Annotated in this window: 16 protein-coding genes; 8 read left to right on the forward strand and 8 right to left on the reverse strand. The window is 46.3% G+C overall.

What is annotated here, in order from left to right:
• Positions 1-84: 84 nt before the first annotated feature.
• From LC073_RS10465 to LC073_RS10475, 3 genes are all read left to right on the forward strand, one after another.
• Positions 85-993 carry a hypothetical protein gene (locus LC073_RS10465; RefSeq protein WP_226646770.1) on the forward strand — a complete coding sequence of 303 codons (909 nt, stop codon included), beginning with the start codon at positions 85-87 and terminating at the stop codon, positions 991-993.
• 72 nt (positions 994-1,065) lie between these two features.
• Positions 1,066-1,623 (forward strand): hypothetical protein, encoded by a 558-nt coding sequence (locus tag LC073_RS10470; RefSeq protein ID WP_226646772.1) that lies wholly within the window; start codon positions 1,066-1,068, stop codon positions 1,621-1,623.
• Positions 1,624-1,890: 267 nt separating this feature from the next.
• Positions 1,891-3,138, forward strand: coding sequence for a DUF418 domain-containing protein (locus tag LC073_RS10475; protein ID WP_226646774.1), 1,248 nt, complete (start codon positions 1,891-1,893; stop codon positions 3,136-3,138).
• A 118-nt stretch (positions 3,139-3,256) separates the two neighbouring features.
• Here LC073_RS10475 and LC073_RS10480 read toward each other — a convergent pair whose 3' ends face one another.
• The 6 genes from LC073_RS10480 to LC073_RS10505 form a co-directional block, all read right to left on the reverse strand.
• Positions 3,257-3,724, reverse strand: a complete 468-nt coding sequence (locus LC073_RS10480; protein WP_226646776.1) for a hypothetical protein — start codon at positions 3,722-3,724, stop codon at positions 3,257-3,259.
• A 14-nt stretch (positions 3,725-3,738) separates the two neighbouring features.
• Positions 3,739-4,587, reverse strand: coding sequence for an FAD:protein FMN transferase (locus LC073_RS10485; protein ID WP_226646778.1), 849 nt, complete (start codon positions 4,585-4,587; stop codon positions 3,739-3,741).
• Entirely contained in the window at positions 4,580-5,122 is a 543-nt protein-coding gene (locus LC073_RS10490) for an FMN-binding protein (protein WP_226646780.1), read from the reverse strand. The genes LC073_RS10485 and LC073_RS10490 overlap by 8 nt, the downstream gene beginning before the upstream one ends.
• 17 nt (positions 5,123-5,139) lie before the next feature.
• Entirely contained in the window at positions 5,140-6,030 is an 891-nt protein-coding gene (locus tag LC073_RS10495) for a DUF6662 family protein (protein WP_226646782.1), read from the reverse strand.
• Positions 6,031-6,202: 172 nt separating this feature from the next.
• Entirely contained in the window at positions 6,203-7,291 is a 1,089-nt protein-coding gene (locus tag LC073_RS10500; RefSeq protein WP_226646784.1) for an AMP-binding protein, read from the reverse strand.
• Positions 7,292-7,768: 477 nt separating this feature from the next.
• Complete coding sequence (locus tag LC073_RS10505) at positions 7,769-8,938, reverse strand: AMP-binding protein (protein WP_226646786.1); 1,170 nt, start codon at positions 8,936-8,938, stop codon at positions 7,769-7,771.
• Positions 8,939-9,151: 213 nt separating this feature from the next.
• Between LC073_RS10505 and LC073_RS10510 the strand changes: the two genes are divergently transcribed.
• Together LC073_RS10510 and LC073_RS10515 are read left to right on the forward strand one after the other, a co-directional pair.
• Positions 9,152-10,642, forward strand: a complete 1,491-nt coding sequence (locus LC073_RS10510) for a TolC family protein (RefSeq protein ID WP_226646788.1) — start codon at positions 9,152-9,154, stop codon at positions 10,640-10,642.
• A 12-nt stretch (positions 10,643-10,654) separates the two neighbouring features.
• The gene (locus LC073_RS10515; RefSeq protein WP_226646790.1) at positions 10,655-11,959 is read left to right on the forward strand and encodes a multicopper oxidase family protein; all 1,305 of its coding nucleotides are present in this window, start codon (positions 10,655-10,657) and stop codon (positions 11,957-11,959) included.
• A 27-nt stretch (positions 11,960-11,986) separates the two neighbouring features.
• On the opposite strand, the gene LC073_RS10520 is transcribed toward LC073_RS10515, so the two are convergent.
• Complete coding sequence (locus LC073_RS10520) at positions 11,987-13,009, reverse strand: methyltransferase (RefSeq protein WP_226646793.1); 1,023 nt, start codon at positions 13,007-13,009, stop codon at positions 11,987-11,989.
• 271 nt (positions 13,010-13,280) lie between these two features.
• Here LC073_RS10520 and LC073_RS10525 point away from each other — a divergent pair, with 271 nt between their 5' ends.
• The 3 genes from LC073_RS10525 (at position 13,281) to LC073_RS10535 (ending at position 15,667) form a co-directional block, all read left to right on the forward strand.
• On the forward strand, positions 13,281-14,861 hold the full coding sequence (locus tag LC073_RS10525; protein ID WP_226646795.1) for an FAD-binding oxidoreductase: 1,581 nt from the start codon (positions 13,281-13,283) through the stop codon (positions 14,859-14,861).
• A 124-nt stretch (positions 14,862-14,985) separates the two neighbouring features.
• Positions 14,986-15,411, forward strand: coding sequence for a hypothetical protein (locus LC073_RS10530; RefSeq protein WP_226646797.1), 426 nt, complete (start codon positions 14,986-14,988; stop codon positions 15,409-15,411).
• A 112-nt stretch (positions 15,412-15,523) separates the two neighbouring features.
• The gene (locus tag LC073_RS10535; protein WP_226646799.1) at positions 15,524-15,667 is read left to right on the forward strand and encodes a hypothetical protein; all 144 of its coding nucleotides are present in this window, start codon (positions 15,524-15,526) and stop codon (positions 15,665-15,667) included.
• A 426-nt stretch (positions 15,668-16,093) separates the two neighbouring features.
• Here the strand turns inward: LC073_RS10535 and LC073_RS10545 are convergent, their stop codons facing one another.
• The gene (locus tag LC073_RS10545; RefSeq protein ID WP_226646801.1) at positions 16,094-16,978 is read right to left on the reverse strand and encodes an alpha/beta hydrolase family protein; all 885 of its coding nucleotides are present in this window, start codon (positions 16,976-16,978) and stop codon (positions 16,094-16,096) included.
• Positions 16,979-17,586 lie beyond the last annotated feature (608 nt).

Genomic DNA, 17,586 nt, shown 5'->3' on the forward strand with positions numbered 1-17,586 from the left:
GCTTCCAAGCGATAATTAAGCAGTGCCCCTCTTAATAATGGGCCAAGTCACATTTATCTATCGAAAGCGACATAAGGTTCCCCAATGCCATTCCTTCCAAATGCCGCCTTATTGTTGATTTCTTTAATGAGCATCATCTTTACTACTTCGGCTGTCGCTAGCTCTACTCAAGATGCCTTACAGATATTGCATGCTACGGCGAATGATCTCAATAAGAAAATTGATAGCGACTGGATACTGAGTAGGGAACGGAATTTGACAGCTTGGCTGCGAATGAAAGCAGTTCGCCAAGCGAGTTATGACGGTGAAGACTTGTCTTTCCTCCAAAAGCACGGCCTTGAAAAAAAGAGTCCGACTTGGTATGAGGTGAATTTAAAAGAACATCCTGAGTGGATGACCGCATACCGGTTGTTAATGCCGTTATCCTCTTGGCGAGGACTGTCTGAACACCAAGCTAAACTTTATGAACTTGGCATGACGGTGGTTGAAGTCAATAGACTAACTGGCTATATCCTGGCCAATGATATTCAGGAAATAACGATCCAGGCAAAGTTGGATTTTTTACGGGAGGAGGAGTCCACTTACGTAAGTAGATTTCTTCAAGGAGGTGAAGACTTTTCTTTAATCTATGTAGAATTTGTGGATAAGCTTAATGCGCTCTCACATGCATTGGAAACCGATTGGACGATAGGCCTATTTAACCTGTTCGATCGTGATGGTCAAGATATTTTATTGACTTACAGTTTGTCGAAAGTTAACTCCCGGATAGGTCTGGGGAAGGGTAGTTTTAGCCTGGATGAGAAGGTTGACATATTCATGGGGTATTTTCTCTCTGGAGGATTTCATGCATCAACGAAAGAGTCATTGCAGAGACACAAAGAGAGAAGGCGAGCTGATAGAGCTCAAATTAATGTAGAATTTAAACCCCCGACCGATAAGGCCGTCAATAAGTGTCGGTGCGCCCCAAAGCAATGTTCGTATACCAATCCTTGAATATACTCATTAATAGCGATAACGCCTTATGTCGCTTGTGTGGTCATTTCTTGATTTTGAGTGGTAGAAGCAATGGCTGTAACAAAGATCTGTATTTGTCTTGTCGTACTTCTCATTTCATTGCCTCTTGCGGCAGAAGAAAACACCCCCGCCACAGAATCCTACGGTCCTCTTACAAAAATGACCAACTTATGGCTCAGAGGTGAAATTAGCAAAAGGCAGATACGGGAGCTGGCACTAAGGGGGCGCTATGTGAATAGCTCCGATAATGATAATGCTCACGTATCGTTTTTCCTGGACGAGATGCAGATAGTCGCCCGTGGGTCATCGGTTTCCGGTCGTTCTGCTCAAATAAATATCCAGGTCAATGACTCCAAGTTTGACCTGGATTACGATCTAGTTTCCATGCACATTCTAATTAATGGTCATGGCAGCGGGCTATCGAACGAGCAAAAATTTTTGTTGATTGTTATGAGTTATCGTTTGGCAGCAGAAGGTTGGAGTAAATCTTTGGGAATAGATCAAATGGAGAAGAGCCTGATTTATCGTACTCTCAATTATCTCTCCGAGATGCCAGCGGATTATAAGATGTGGGTGATGGCTAAGGAGATCTATCACCCTTTGCATTAATGCGAAGAGTGAAAGTCGAACGAATTATAAGCTGTAACGCTTACTAAAAAAGCTATCTGGTTTTCCATCCGTTTTGTTTGAAGAATCAAATCCTGTAGGGATAAAAACCCAAAATTCTCTGGATTTAGTTTAAATAAAACAGGATTGATCAGTATCAACTTAAAATTGGTACAAATGTATACAAAAAACTAGCGTACTTAAACGATTTATCCTTGTATCCTGCCTCGACTGTTATTAACCTCAGCCTTTTTGCTTTAAAGGATTTGTATGCAGGCCCGGATTTCACAGCTGGATTTGCTAAGAGGAATAGCCATATTGGGGATTCCTTTTATGAATATGGTTGGCTTTTCAATGCCCATGGCTGCCTATTTGAACCCCAAAGCCTATTTGGCTGAGGGGCCATTAAATGATTATATGTTCATTTTCTTGCATTTATTTGCCGACCAAAAATTTATGGGATTATTCGCACTGCTTTTTGGTGCGGGTATTATCTTGCTTGCTGAGAAGCGCAAGTACCTAAAAAAATCCGCAGCCAAGATTCATTACAGTCGCAACTTTTGGTTGTTGGTTGTGGGAATGCTTCATGCAATCTATATTTGGGAGGGCGATATTTTGACGGTGTACGCCCTGATCGCCATGGTGCTCTATGTATTCCGAAGACTACGTGGTGGTTGGCTCATTACTTTGGGAATAATGGTTCTAATAGGTTCTGTTTTGAGTTCCAACTATACTGGAGTGGTTCTGTCAGGGCTTAGCGGTGAGGCTAGATACATAGTTTCAGAAATTTTCTCACCTGATGCCGCGCAAATTCAAAGGGACATTGCGGCCTATAGTGGTGGTTTCTGGGAATTGGTCAATCATCGTTTGGTAGCTGGAAATAGCGATGCTGACTTTGCCGCGAGCTTGATGATGCTTTTATTCAGTCTTTCCCTTATTTTAAAAGTCTCCGCAATGATGTTACTGGGAATGGGGCTCTATAAAACCGGTGTTTTGAGTGGTGAGGCAACGCAAGAGACTTATAAAAGATTAGCTGTTACTGCAATTCCCATTGGTTTGATATTGACCTCAGTCGGATTGATTGGTAACTACAGTCATGGCTGGGATATTAACTACTACTTCTTATATGGCGATGTCTTTAACTTGGTAGGTGCTACTTTCACTAGTATTGGGTATATAGGCTTAGTCTGCCTTTGGTATCAAACAGATAAGCATCAGTGGATGAAAAACAAAATCCAGCAAGTTGGGCGAATGGCATTTACTAATTACCTTGTCCAGTCAGTTATTTGTGTGTTTATTTTTTATGGCTTTGGGTTGGGTTTATACGGTGAACTAACTCGTATAGAAGTTGCTAGTGTTTGTATAGCTCTTGTTCTATTTCAGCTGGCTTATTCTGATCTTTGGTTAAAAGTATTCAGTATGGGGCCGCTGGAGTGGTTCTGGCGTACGCTGACTTACTTGAGAATTCAACCTATTTTCAAAGAGAAACTGTTATATTCTGCGGGGACGGAAGCATAAGATCGTTAATTATTTTATCAGCCCTATGGCTGTGAAATATTTTAGGTTTCGTTTACCCATATTGTTTTTGTGATTTGCTGGTATTTGTCTAATACAGTAACCATTCTTTTGCGGGTGGTTACTGAGTCAACGCATTTCTTTTAGCCAGTCGACGAATTCTTAGCCCCATAGCCAGATGCCAAGTAAATAGCACCGCAATAATAGCCCCGGCAATAGTGTGAGTGAGGCTTGAAAGCTGGCTGAGCTCTGGATCGCCGAAATAGTAAATGCCTGTACCTGAAAGCAGTAGGAAACTAAACAACAATAGAAGCAGTATTCCACTCACCCGATTGAGCTTGCGTCTCCAGCCGGAGCGCATATGTACGGTTGCCAAGGCTCCCACCATGCCAATAGTGATAAAAGCGATTAGGCAATGAATGGCAGCACCTGTTAGGCGCAGGTCCCCGGGAATTTGCACCGGAGGTTCCATATCCAGGCGTAGATCCATCATCGTTGGTATTAGGAGGATACCACTGGCCAGTAAACCAACACTTGCGGCGATGAGTGCGCTGTAGAACCAGCGTGGATATCCGCTTAAACGGCGCATCACTTTCCAAACCTCTATTCTTCGATCAAGACTCCGCCCAGGTGGGCGATACGCTCAGCGCGCTGGCTTTTGGGGGCCAGGGCGGCAACTTTGGTCAGTGCATCGGCTCGCCAAGCGAAGCGCGAGATTACGCTAAAGGTTTGGGCATTTCCAGCTTTGGGGGTAGAGGACTCAGGTTGATCCTCGCCAGCAAGAATTAACCCTGGCGTATCGGGGTTCAGCCCCCCGCCGGCACTTGATGTGGCCAGCGAAGCATTTTGCAGAGCACCCAAGGGGCGGGTGCTGCCATCGGCGCGGCGCTGGGCAACTGGTAGGGCAAAATCTCCAAAGACCCGTAAATCCCCACCGGCATTAACCCAACCCCAGGAGGAGCCAGCACACTTTAATACTTTAATCGCACAGTCTACCGCGTAACCCTTGGCAATGCCGTCGAGGGTAATACGTACCGGGCGCACAAGGCGCGCACGGCCTGGGGCGAGTTCAATATCGTCGGCGCAGCCGATAGGGAGAAAATCCCCACCGTGATCGGGTAGAACCCCATGTTCGATGATCATGCCACCGAGAGTGCAGTTAAACAGGTGTTCACTGGCTTCGGTCATCTGCCGAGCCAACCGCAGCAGTCGAAGAGTGTGCTTGGAAAGCTGAATCCACTGCCCGTGGTTAGCATTGAGGTGCGAGAGTTCGCTATCGGGTTGCTGGAAGCTGGCCAGTTCATGTATTTCACGAATGGCCTCAAAGGCTTGGTTCACCGCATTGGTAGCCCTTGTGTCAACGCCTGCAGTGGCGACTTCAACAAAGGTGCCGAGTAGGGGGCGCATTCGTTTGGTGTGCGCCCCCCTTGCTGCGGCTTGGGGATCAAGCATGCTTGAGGTAGAGGTCCCACATGGTCAACAACCTTCTTACCCCGTCAGTAATATTACGGCAGGAAAGGGTTGCACCACTGATATTGGTCACATCTTTACCGAGGCGAAGAGTGTCCTCCAGGCTTTTGCCCTCAAATTGAGAGCGCCAGCCGGCTTCGCGAACTTCACCACCATGAGTTTCCCGGTAGCTGAGGACTTCTATTCCCAGAACCTCTCCCGAAGGGGATACCGCCAGTGCATAGGTGATGAATTCATGCTTGCCAATAACGTTGTCGACAAACATCCAACCCAGATTTTCACCGTCGCGTTCCGCACGCCATACCTGTTGAGTTTCGCCGCGTTGACGAGTACCTGCGTTCTTTTTGATTTGGCGACGCTGGTCGCTATCAAAGTTCAGGGTGCTGTCGACGAACTGGCTCGCATCAGGGAAAAACTGGCTCTGGGCTTGGGCCACACTCAGGTAGTCTGTGGCATAAGCCGGAGCCACCAGGACGGTCATCGGTAGCAGAGCGCCGAGTAGGGCTTCGTATTTCATCACCGTTGCACCTTTTATTAGAAGTTGTAGCCGAGCTTCAGGCGCACTTCGCGCTTGGTTTTCTCAATCAGGTGCAGGTCATCATTCTCGACGATCATCTCACCACCGCCTTCGACTTGCTGGAACCAGGAAAGAGTGGCCCACCATTTCGCAGTGGCATAGTGCAGGTTGGGGCCGGCAAACAGGCTCCAGCGCTCTTGGCCGACTTCTGTTTCAAATTCGGTCTGGTATTGCACCTCGGCACCGATAAACCAGTTAGGGGCGAAGCGGTAGCTGAGGCCGGAACCCAGGGTGATTTCCAGCTCCATTTCCGGGTCGGTGGGCCACTCGAAATCTTCGGGGAGGTTGTCGATCTTGCCACGCTTGGCGTAGGTGCCTTCCAGAGACAGGTTACCTACCCACACCATCTGGCCTTCAAGAAGGTATTTTTGAGCTAGCAGTGCGGATTCCAGGGAGATGGTGTCTTTGTCGCGACCAGAGTGAGGGTCGAGTGACATGTAGTCAAATTCCCAATATCCGGACAGGCCAAAATCATCCATTGCCGGGCTTAGGAAATTGTATTTTGCATTGACTTCAAAGCCGGCCAAGCTCAAGTTCTTGTCGTAATCACCGGGGATATAACCATCAACCAAGAGGCCATCGGTCTTAACTGCCAGTGCTTTTATGCCACCACCGATGGTGAATTTGTTGCTTACACCATACTCCAGCTCAGTGAAGGCATCCCAGGCTCTGTAATCGCCAGTTCCCTTGTCATTGCGTTCGGTGACGATTTGATAAGCTTCCCAGCTACCTTCTGGCAAAGTTTCAGCACCCTTGACATTACCGAAGAGGTTTTCTTCAGCCAGAGAAGGCATGGATAGGGTGGCTAGGATGGCGCCAAAAGCGGAAAAACGATTCAACTGATTCATGGTGATCCCCAAATGAAATCATGCGTTATGATTTTGTGCCGCGGATTCTAGCGATCCGCTAAAGTTAATGCAAACAGTTCGCATTTAAAATCGGCACATTTGGGAGTATTGAGTTCTAAATAAAACTATATATTGGCCTGAAGTGACCTTGGTTTTATCTTCTGTAGGCTTATCAGCCCTTTATATCCCAGATTACGGGTGGGACTTTATTGGTTCGCTCAACCCTTCGTAATTGCTCTTCTCGCTGAGCAGTAAAAAATTCTGGGTGCATATGAGCTACCGAGGCGAGGTTGTGAATCCCATCGAGCACCCTTTTGCGTACTTTTTCAGGATTGGCACTGCCGGTGAACGTTAATCTAATTATGTTGACCTCTTTGATAGGCGCTCCCGCTTCGCAAGAGAGAATCAACTGAGCTTCCTCAACCCCCTGTTCCTGTTCGGCTAGCTCGATCACCATCCCGGTATCGATAAGTGCACTGTGCAGGCTAATTGAATCACCAACGCGTCCCTTGATGAGTAGCGCATTCGCGCGACCACAGCGACAAGTAGTTTCTTTGATTCGGTCTCCCAACCGATAGCGAACAACTGGCACCGTCCAGCCCTCGCCAATTCGTGTTAGCAGACCACCATCATTATCTGGCTCTATCAGTTGATCCGCTAATAAATGAAGCGTGTCCCGGTCGCATTTAGGCGAATTAACTGCAATCATCCAGGTTTCAACCGATCCGTATACACCCCAGAATCCGGCACTGGGGAAGGCCCGGCATACGGTTTCATATTTGGTTTCTGTCCAGCGTTCGCCCGTCCAGACGATGCTTTCAATATCCAAGCTTCCATCAGTATCCAACAGGCCTTGGGCAAATTCCGCTAATACCGTTGGATTGCCTGCGAGTGTATTTACCCCAATTTGTTGAAAAGTTTCCAGCCAATTATCGACTTCGTTTGATCGGTATGGACCGGAAGGAACAGTGATTGCCTTACTTTTTTCTGCAAGGGTTTGAATCAGGTAGTGGGCTCCCCAGAGCCGGCCGGGGTTGAAGAGGTTGAGTACCACGCTACCTGGGCCGATTGGATGCCATTCCCGCATCAGTCTCTCTGATGCCTGGTGAAATGGAGTATACGTCAACTTAGGTTTTCCAGTAGTTCCTCCACTGGACATTATGATGGCGCCATTTTTTTGCGCCGAGCTGCGGGTAATTTGTAATATTTCTTTTGGGCTACTAATTGAAAGGTCCTCAATTCGGGTGGCAGAGTCGGGCACGGCAAGCCCTCCGAGCTTTGATAATTTCCTCGCGTGAGATAGCATTTGGCTCCAGTCTAAATATCCGATTCCCATTGAGGTATGTATGTTCCTTTTATAGCCGTAAGAAACCTAGGTAACACAATAAAATTGTACTCAACACCCTTAAGCACTTTGTTCCAATTGTAGTACTTTTGGAATTCCCCTAGCTGATAATTTTTGGGTAACTCTCGGTTGCTGAACAAAATAAATGGCAGGGAAAATAATCTTATTAATGCCTTGGCGTCATATTTTTAATCTGTTGTTATTTTGCTCTCCATTTTTTCGAAAGTTTCTGTCTTAAGATTTTTGGCAAGGATTTTTATAAATTGCTGATGTCGGTATTTTTTTCATTTCCCCCATTGGAATACTTAGCCTGTGGTTAAAAGTATTCTGTATTGGGTTTTTAGAGTGGTTCTCGCCTGTGCATTTGGTGGTCTGGCATCAGCTCAATGGATGTTATTGTTCAGATTTTTCCCAGATAACAGCGGGAACCTTATTGGTTCTTTTAACTCGCCGAAGCATCTGAACTCGCCTGGATAGAAAAGAGTCAGGGTACTGATGAACGACGGAGGCCAAATTGTGAACACCCTCCAATATCCGTGCACGTACTTTTTCGGGTTCCGCACTGCCAGTGAAAGTGAGAATAAATACACTGGCAGCCTTGATAGAAGTCTCTTTTTTGCTACGTGTGAGTAGTAGTTGGACTTCCTCAACACCTGGGACCTGTTCAGCGAGTTTGATCACTTGACTGGTGCTGACCAATGCGCTCAGTAAACTGACCGAATCATCTGCTCGCCCTTCAATAATAAGCGCATCGGAGCGTCCGCAGCGGCAGTTGCTCTCTTTGATTTTGTCACCCAAGCGGTAACGAATCAGTGGTACCGTCCAGCCATCGCCAATGCGGGTCAACAGGGCACCGTGATCATCGGGTTCGATCAATTGGTCCTCGAGCAGATGATAGGTATCCCGATCACACTCTGGTCCATTGACAGCAATACTGTTGGTTTCCACTGACCCATAATCACACCAGAACCCGGCCTTGGGGAAAGCATTTCGTACTGTTTTAAACTTGCTCTCGGTCCAGGGTTCTGCCATCCAAATAATAGTATTGATATCTAATTTGCTTTTGGTATCCAGTAACCCCTGGGCAAAGTCAGCTAATCCTGTTGGCGCTCCTGCGAGGGTATTGATACCAATTTCTTGAAATGTCTCAATCCATAAATGCACTTCTTCCGGGGTAAAAGGGCCTGCGGGTACTGTGATGGCTTTACTCTTTTCACAGAGGGTTTGAATAAAGTAATGGGCACCCCACAGGCGGCCCGGATTAAAAAGATTGAGAAGTACACTACCAGGCCCCAGTGGTTTCCAATGTTGGAGTAGCCTTTCCATTGCCTGGTGGAAGGGCGTATAAGCCAGCTTAGGCTTTCCCGTGGTGCCACCGCTGGAATTTAAGATGGCGCCGTTTGTTTTTGCTATGGCCTTGGTGATATGCAAGATCTCCTCGGGTCCACTGATTGGGAGGTCTTCAATCCTGCTGGCGTTGGCGGGCACGCTTAGGCCGCCGTGATCAGATAGTGATTTGGCTTGGCAGAGCAACTGATCCCAGTTTAGGTGTCCAATAGCCATAGAGGTTCCCAGCTTTCCGCTTTCCTTTACGTGTTCTTAGCTATTTATATTAGAAGTAACCTGCGGGGTTAAATTGATGAGTAAAGCGGGATTAAAAATGGGCAAGAAGCATAGATTTGAAAAAGCCGATGGATGAGCTCGATATTAGGTCGCATCGAGCGACTGAGACAGATTTGCTAAAGTTCCTCAACTAAACTGTTGCCCAGAAATGGGATGACGGGAACCACCTTGGCTTATTGGCGAAAGGGCTCGGTAGAGCACTCAATCCTCGCCTTAACACTGGCGTTGGCAGCCTGCTCACCACTGCCCGTAGAGTTAGGGCGAGACCAGGTTGTCCAGCAGGTGCAACTGCGCGGTCGGCCGGCGCAGATCGTAATCCCGGAGCTTGTGCCCACATTGGTGGCTGAACTCAGTGCCACACCCCTCAACGCCGATAGGGCCATGCAGATCGCATTGATCAATAACCCTGAACTGCGCGGCTATTATGCTCAACTCAATATTGCCGCTGCTGAGATATATCGGGCTGGACGCATCAGTAACCCGATATTTTCCGTTTCTTTATTATCAGGCGAACAGACCCAGAATACCTACGGCCTAATGGCTTCCCTTTCCGACCTGATCACACTCCCTACACGTAAACGCCTAGCTGCGATGGAGTTTGCTACGGTCCAGCAAGAAGTCGGTGCGGAGCTGTTACACCTTGCGGCTCGTGCGGAGGGAGCCTTTTACCGCTGTATCGCTGCTCAACAAGTCTCCGTTATGCGTGGGCAAATCGCTAAAGCTGCGGATCTCTCCTGGCAACTGGCCCGCCGGTACTTTGAAGCCGGGAATCTGACACCCCGGGATCTGGCATTAGCAGAGGCAGCGGCTGCAGAGGCACAGATTGTTGCGTTACAGGCTGAAGAAACGGCTTTTGCCGCACGTACCGAGTTGGCAACAGTTCTAGGACTGTCAGTGGATGGTATCTGGGATGTGCATCCGCAGTTGTCTTTACCGGTTCTCCATGAAGACAGCCTGGAAGAGCTTTTGCTTCTTGCTCGGGAGAACCGTCTCGACTTGGCGGCAGCCATAGCGCGCACAGAGAGGCTGGCAGAGGATCTTCACTACAATGATTGGCGGCGTTGGCTGGGAGAGCTGGATTTTGGTATTGGTCGCGAGCGAGAGGACGACGGTGCCAATCTAACCGGGCCGTTATTGGATTGGGAGATTCCGATTTTTACCCAACATGAAGATCGCCTGCTTGAGGTGGATGCCGAGTTACAGGCATCTATAGGTTTGGTGGCGCGTCTGCTGTTGGAAAGTGACAATGGCGTACGTCTTGCTTTCGCTAAAACGCAAAGTGCCAGGGCAAGAGTTGCTGTGTTTAGATCCCGTTTAATTCCGGCGCGTATGGAGGCGGTTACCCAGGCGCAACTGGAAGAAAATTACATGCTGATCGGCACTTTTGAGCTGCTACTCAGTAAGCAACGGGAGTATGACGCCTACCAGGGTTACCTTGAAGCGTTGGGGGACTATTGGATAGCCCGCGCCTCATTGGCGGAAGCTGTGGGTCGGCGCCTGCCAAGCAGTGATCAATTCTCTGCAGGGAAGGTAGATGTAGAGACCTTTATAAGCCCAAGGTCGACTTGGAAGCATGGGGAGCACGGGAAAGAGTCACAGGAGGCTCCTGCAGATGGGCACAAACATCACGGTATGGCGCCATGAGGGGAGTCACGGATGATTTCACGGCGTAGATTCTTGCAGGCTGGAAGCCTGGGGTCACTGGGTGCTGCGCTGGACGCGCGGGCGGTAGCAGGGAAGGAGGCCCAATCACCTAATGCATCGTCAATGGGCGACAAAACTTCCAGCTATGTTCCGACTCGAACACTGAATGGCTGGACACTTCCCTATAGGTTAAAAGGGGACGTTAAGGAATTCCACTTGGTGGCAGAGGAGGTGGAGCATGAGTTTGCCCCCGGCACCCGCGTCAAATGTTGGGGTTACAACGGGACCACCCCCGGCCCAACCATTGAGGCGGTGGAAGGGGATAGGGTGCGCATTCTGGTGACTAACCGCCTCAAGGAACATACCACGGTACACTGGCACGGCATTGTCCTACCGAGTGGTATGGATGGAGTCGGGGGGGTATCCCAGCCACATATCCAGCCCGGTGAGACTTTCGCCTACGAATTTACCCTCAACCAACAAGGTACTCATATGTACCATCCTCATGCGGATGAGATGGTACAGATGGCGGAGGGTATGATGGGGATGTTTATTATCCATCCCCGTGAGCCAGAGATTAAATCAGTAGACCGTGATTACTGTTTCCTGCTACATAACTGGGCGGTACATCCGGGCACCTATAGGCCGGACCCATCGGTGATGGTGGACTTTGATCTCTGGACGATTAACAGCAAAGTATTTCCCGCTATTGATCCTTTAGTTGCCCGTACCGGTGAGCGGGTACGCGTGCGCATGGGAAATCTGTCTATGTGGAATCATCCCATGCATATGCATGGGGTGCAGTTCTATGTTACCGGCTCCGATGGAAGCCGTTGGCCCCGTTCCCAGTGGCGGCAGGAAGCCACTGAAATTGTCGCCGTGGGCCAGACCCGCGATATAGAGTTTATTGCCGTGCCCGGCGACTGGGCCTTCCACTGTCATATGGCCCACCACACCATGAATGCGATGGGGCACAATATTCCCAATCCGATGGGGGTGAATCAAAGCGGCGTAGCGGCTGAAATTCAAGAGATGCTGCCGGGGTTCATGCCCATGGGGCGCTATGGTATGGCCGAGCACCAGGTCCATGTAGAAGAGGGACACCTTCCAGGGCCGCCCAATACAATGCCGATGCTCGTGGGTAAAGGCCCCTATGGCAATATCGAGATGGGTGGCATGTTTACCCTGGTGAAAGTACGCGATGATTTGGCACCAGGAGATTATCGAGATCCCGGCTGGTACAAAGCGCCTCCAGGCACAGTGGCCTGGCTTGTCAGCACCGATCCCAACTACGGTGAACCGCCACGGCATTCTTAGGGGCTATCGAAGTTAATTAAAATACAGTCAGGCTTTTTGGGCCGATACCACAGAAAAGTAGCCAAGCGCTTTGTGGCATTGAGGGTTTTTAAAACCCGTTTTAGTGAGGAGTTGGACTAGCTGTTGCTCTGAAAACAACTGCGAGCCATGATTCATAAAAAGGTGGAAGCTAAACAGGCTTGGGGTCAGCTGGCTCTCGTCTAAGAGCATATCATGGATAAAGATATGCCCCCCTTTAGGTAATAAAGAGAAAGCTTTGCTTAGCAGGTTTTCACAGGTAGCTTCCTGCCAATCGTGTAGTACATTGCTAAAGCAAATACCATCAAAACCTGTGGGCCAATCGGAGCTGAACAGATCCCCCTTCACTACGGTTATCTGCTCTTTTTTATTGAATTTTTCGACATACTCTTTCGCTGCCTCACAGACAGGCCCCAGATCAAAGAGAAGGGCATTTCGATCTGGGTAGGCATCGCAAAAGGCCAGGGCTATGGTTCCAGAACCAGCACCGGCATCCAGTAAGGTGTTAACGCTTTTGAAAATACCATTTGAAGCTGCTTTAACTGCGGAGGCGAAACCTTGCGAATGCATTAAATGGGTAAAGGCTGCAGCAGACTCATTATCCATTTCGTCGTTCTGCCACATATCTGTTACAGAGCGACCTTTGCACTCAAGTTCATACTCACGTTTCAGGCTGGTTAAAATCTTTTTGTCCAGGTGGTTGATGTCGTAGATGGCAAAGGGGTCGAGAAGGACTTCACCCCAATAATAGGGACTGGTCTTATCCAGGTAATTTTTTGCAAGTTTAGTGTTCTTAAATTGGTTATTTTCAATCCTGATGTAACCCAAATGATTCAGTATCAAGAGATAGTGATTAATGCCTTTGTGGCTGAGTTGTAATTTCCGGGCTAATTTTTCACTGGTGTTGTAGCCTTCTTCAATTAACCCGTAAATATCAAGCTGGGCCGCAACCATCACGCAGGCAAAGGTGTAATTGCCCATTAGGCGATCCCACTGGGGGGCGTCGGAAGTGGTGGGCGCCTTTATATGCATGCTGTATCTCTCTTTTGTCTTTATAAAGATCTTCAATATGTAGGATTACGCTTAAATATGTGTAGAAGAGACTTGCCTATTGATTTGTCGCTTAACTACTATTATTGGCACCTAAATAAACTCTAAGATTTGTTTGTTAATCGCAAATTGGTTGAGGCCTACATATTTCTCTTGTGATTTTAGAGTAATAGTAGGTTTCCAGCAGAGCGTTAAGTGTTAGGGCGTTCGGATGTCGCGAGTTTGAACCGGTATAGGGTTGTGTGGAGTGGTTATGTTAAAAGATTTTTTGTTGGAAATCAGAAAGACTCTTAGGGGTGATCAAGTTTTATCTGAGCAGAATGAAATAGCGCATCAGATTGAGAATGTTACATCGTATAACGTAGAGGTTCCGCTTATTCTATATCCTGAGTCTGCTGAGGAAGTTCGACAAATAGTGTTATATGCAAATAAGTTTAAAGTTTGTATACAGCCTTTTAGCACTGGGAAGTCCTGGGGCTTTGGATCAAAGCTATCATCGCAGGGTGGTCTTATACTTGTTGACCTACATCGTATGGATAAAATTATTGAGGTAAATGAAGAGTTTGGCTTTGCAGTTATTGAGCCGGGAGTGACACAGTTTCAACTTTTCAATTACCTTAATGAAACTGGCTCAAATTATTTTTCAGACACAACTGGCTCTGCAAAGGATACTAGTATTGTAGGCAACGCTCTAGACAAGGGGGTTGGGTACAATATGGAACGATATAAGCAACTTCTAAATTTGGAAGTTGTTCTCGGCGATGGCAGGATATTTAAAACAGGGTTCGGGCACTATGCAAACTGTAAGGCAACCAATACCTTTCCTGAAGGAATAGGGCCGTCATATCTTCGGACTTTTTTGCAGTCAAATTTTGGAGTTGTCACTCGTGCAACCATTGAGCTGAGAAGAAGGCCTGAGAAAAAATGTATGTTTGTGACTATTTTAAAGGATGAAAGTTACCTCGGTGATGCAATTAATGCTCTCAAAGAGATTAAACAGTTTGGCCTGATTAACTCGATTACTCATTACTATGAAAATGTCCGCGTTAAAAATGGTCTGGCTCCTGTAATGTATCAGGATCTTAAGGGGCGGGGTGTTGATATAGATCGCGAAAGTTTGATGAGGTTTCTGAATCGATACTCATTTGGTGCAGGTATTATATTTTCAAATATCAGTGGCACTAAATATCAAATAAAGGCCGCAAAAAAAGAGCTGAAGAGATTGAGCCCTTGGGGTATGACCTTTTATGTCACTGATAGGTTGATTAGTTTGGGGTTGTATGCCTCCAATCTTATCGATTGGAAAAAGATGCACTCTTTTATCCATTGTAATGCAGGATTTTATCGTATGGCATTGGGCGAACCTAGTGATCGACCTATTATGAGCATTTATTGGCCGGCTCAAACGGAGCTCCCTGAAGGATGGGAGAATCCAGATCATACTGACATTGGCATGCATTTTATTCTTCCAACGGTACCAATGAATGTTGAATATGTTCAGCAGGCAAACTCAATTATTCGCAGGGTAAATAGTCATTATAGTAAAGCTCAGGCAAGTTATGCATTTGGACTTGTCGATGACAAGACAACACATTTCAGTATATCAACGCACTTTATACGTACCGATAAGTTAGCGCGAGAGGAATCGCGATCCTTGGCAAAGGAGCTTAATGAGGAATTCATTAAGGCTGGTTTCCATCCTAACCGTCTGTTTGTTGATTTCATGGATCTTGTCGTTGATCCTGATGATATTTTTTGGCAGATCACACGAGACATTAAGAAGGTTTTCGATCCAAATGGGGTGATTGCACCGGGGCACTATAATTTAATTTGAAGTATTATTGGTAAATATCAATGAAACTTCTTAATTTGTATTGTGGATGTTGAATTCTTTGTTATAGATTCATGGGGTCATTTTTACTCCTAACTTTAGGTCTTAAAATATAAGAGTTATTTATATGTTTACTGAAAAAAGATATCGGCAGTATATTAGTGATTTTAACTCTACGTTCACTGGAGGAATCAGCTTAGATGATTTCTTTGATAGGTACTACGAAAATAATGCAACTTTCGAGTATATCCCTCAAGCCCGTAAAAATATTGGTCGTGACGAAATTCTGACCTTTTGGGCAGGGGTTGCTGAAAAAATGCAAGAGGTGATTCTGAATCATACTCACTTTTTAGCAGATGAAAAAACTGTAGCCTCTGAAGCGCCGATAGATTTTCTCTGTAAAAAAGACCTTGAGTGGAATGAGGTTCATTATAATGCTGGCTCAAAATTCCGATTAATGATGTGCGCTTTTTATGATGTTAGTCCAAGTAACAAGTTCTCGTATGTGAGGGTATATTCTATTTACAACCCTGCCTATAAGCCTGATGAGTAAAATTTTCTTAATCTTTTAACCTTATATATACCCATATGTAAGGTAGAGAATGATTGGTTCTCAATTAACAATCTAGAGTAACCCTAATAACTTCTCACGCTGGAAGATATCAATGACGCAATCTATTTTACAACTTGCCGAAAAAATTCGTGCTGGTGAGTTGATGTCAACCGCATTGATTGAAGAGTCCTTGGATAAAGCTCGCGCCGATGAGAACCTCCATGCTTTTATTAGCCTGGATAAAGAAAAAGCTTAGCTGCAGCACAGCATATCGATAAGTTGGTGGTTGAAGGGGCACCTTTAGGGCCACTCAGCGACATTCCTTTGGCAATCAAAGACAATATCAATGTAAAAAAAAGGCATGCATACAACGGCTGGCACACCCGGTATAGACTAATCCTACCCATCAACAACTGGTTTACCCATAGGACTCGAACTTGATGGTCTGCCTGGTGAAGATTTAGATTTACTTGCTATTGGTATGGCAGTAGAGGCTATTTGCTCTCCTAAAGCCGTTTAGCTCCATAGTTATTAAATATCGGGTCAAGTATCTATTGAGACATTTACCACTATAGCTATGGCCGCCCTGTGCTCTTAATATTGATGGGCAGCAATCACTCTTAGAGTATATTGCAAGCCCACTTCTTAGAATGATGTGAATAAAAGTGATGAGAACAAAAAGTTAATGCTCTTTATAGGATGCCATTGTTTGTTTCTCTTTTTGGTTAAGTTTTTGATCAAAAAACTTAAGTATATCCAGGCTTAGGCTTTCATGGACTTGTGTTCTCTCAAGGGTCTTGTGGTCTTCACAAAGCCCTTCTAAGTATTTTTTTCCGAGAGGGGTACAAGTAGATAGAAAGGTGTAGTGGCTCGCCTTTTCTATCTCCTTATATTCTGAACCTGGAATCAAAGATGCAACCCTATGGGCATTGGTCAAACTGGGGGCAACGCTGTCGAGAGATCCGACGGCAACGGATACCGGAATAGAGATCTCCATTAGGCTTTCCTGGGTTAGCGCCTGGGAGACAGCTGGAGAGAGAATATAAGCTGCAGAAATTTGATCGATTTTATAGGAGCTTCCGTGTTCTGAGAGGGAAACTTTTATATAGGGATTATTCTCCACCTTTTTGAAGGCTTCGTTGATATTTGGGAACTCTGCCTGTCCCTCACAAGTAAAATCTCTCTTCTGGCTACTGCAGAAATCCTTGAACAGTGATCTATTAGTGATGCCTCCGATAGCAGAGAGTGCGGTATAACCACCTAAAGAAAAACCCACAACGCCAATCTTGCTGGGGTCAATATGCTGTGACCAATTCTCATCCTTCAGGATAGAATTTAAGGCAAAAGAGAGGTCGCGCGTTCGCTCCCACCATAAAGTGTAACCCGCAGCGTATTTTTTAGGCTCTATTGCGGTATTACCATGATGATTGACGCCAAGCACCAGATACCCGTTTACGACTAAGCGCTGGGCGATCCAGAGCATTTGGAGCGCAGATCCACCAGTTCCATGGGACATAAGTATTAAAGGCATTTTTTCATTGAAAAGTGGTTTAGCTGCCCAAGCCACCTCTCCAGCATTGAATAGCTCTTTACCTGGCTGCCCCAGTAACAACGGCTCGGTATGAGATTCGACGGTAGGATAGAACAAGTGAGAAGTAACAGGCCGCTTTCCCTCTCCATCCCAGGATGGCCTGCTGGTATCAATATAATTTAGGGGTACGACTCCAACATTTGTGGAGCTGTTCGCGGTTGCATAGATCGGTGAAAGCAGTAAGACGATGGTTGAGAGTAGCCTCAAGTACATATTTGACCTATTTGTTGGTGGATTATTTCTTTTATCTTAAATAGATATGTTTTATTTAATGGACCGTTAAAGTGAATTACGGATCTCAACCTCTCATTTAGGAAGGCTTGAAGTATGGGAAGTAGCCTATTGGTAAAGTAGGGGATAGCCAAGTTAAATCTGCGAAAATTCTTACTGCTAGGATATAAATGGGACTGCTTTAACAGTATTTCCGAAATTGGGTACCTGAAATAAGAGAAGCCTGTTGGACACTTTTAAATTTGATGACAGACAATCTTTACATGTCTAAAAAACCTACAAAATCTTTAAAGTCTTTTAATCGCATATATTCGATTATGGTGTAGATATAGGTAAGCGAAAGAGTCGTATCT

The organism is Microbulbifer variabilis, from assembly GCF_020524905.1.
Taxonomy (GTDB): Bacteria; Pseudomonadota; Gammaproteobacteria; order Pseudomonadales; family Cellvibrionaceae; genus Microbulbifer; species Microbulbifer variabilis_A.